This window comes from Streptomyces massasporeus (assembly GCF_014648995.1).
In the GTDB taxonomy this organism is placed as follows: Bacteria; Actinomycetota; Actinomycetes; order Streptomycetales; family Streptomycetaceae; genus Streptomyces; species Streptomyces massasporeus.
In genome coordinates this window covers 1-916 of the sequence record NZ_BMSE01000066.1, presented here as the reverse complement: position 1 = coordinate 916, position 916 = coordinate 1, and the positions used below count along the sequence as shown (strand labels likewise).

At 68.2% G+C, this 916-nt stretch carries 1 protein-coding gene; it reads left to right on the top strand.

The features are described 5' to 3' along the window. On the top strand, nt 1-916 hold a 916-nt coding region (locus IE153_RS41235; protein ID WP_189594804.1), incomplete at both ends, for an RHS repeat-associated core domain-containing protein.

Below are 916 nucleotides of genomic sequence, written 5' to 3'. Positions count from 1 at the left end.
CGCCCTGGAAGCCGACTCCGCGGGTGCCCGCAAGGCGTCGTGGCTCTACTGCTGGGACAAAGCCGGCAACCTCACCAGCCAGGATGGCACCAAGAACGCCTGCCCCGGCGGCACCACCTACACCTACGACGACGCGAGCGAGCTGACCGGCAAGAACGGTTCCACCACGGGCTGGTCCTACGACAAGCTCGGCAACGAGACGGCGGGCGCGAGCGCCACCGCCCGCACGAATGAGACCTGGACGGACTACAGCCAGCTCTCCACCGTCACCGCGGGCGGCAAGACCTACGACCTGGTCCACGCGGGCACGGACAACTCCGAGCGCACCAAGCTGGGTTCGACCTGGTTCCACCACACCGCCCTCGGCCTGGCCTCCACGACCACGAACGGCGTGGACACCGGATTCATCCGCGAACCGGCGGGCACCTTGAACTCCATGACGACTGGGGGGAAGTCCTACTACTACCTCACCGACGCCACGGGCAACGTCCTCGGCCTCACCGACGACACGGGCAAACGCACCCACACCTACGCCTACGGCCCCACAGGCATACCGCGCGGCACCACCGCAGAGGCAGTCCCCCAGCCCCACCGCTACGCGGGCACGTACCTGGACCCGACCGGCCTCTACAAGATGGGCCACCGCTACTACGACCCCACCCTCGGCCGCTTCACCCAACCCGACCCCTCCGGCCAGGAGAAGAACCCGTACCTCTACGCCGCCGGCGACTTCATCAACAACAGCGACCCCACGGGACTCTTCAAAATTGGGCCATTCCTGGAGGGAACGGGTGCCGCCCTCGCGGGCATTGCCTCCGGTATCGGGGCGGTCGCAGCTGCGCCGGGATGTACCACCGTCGTAGGGTGCGCCCCCACCATCGCTGCGACCGGCGGTGCTTTGACCGGCGCCGGAGTG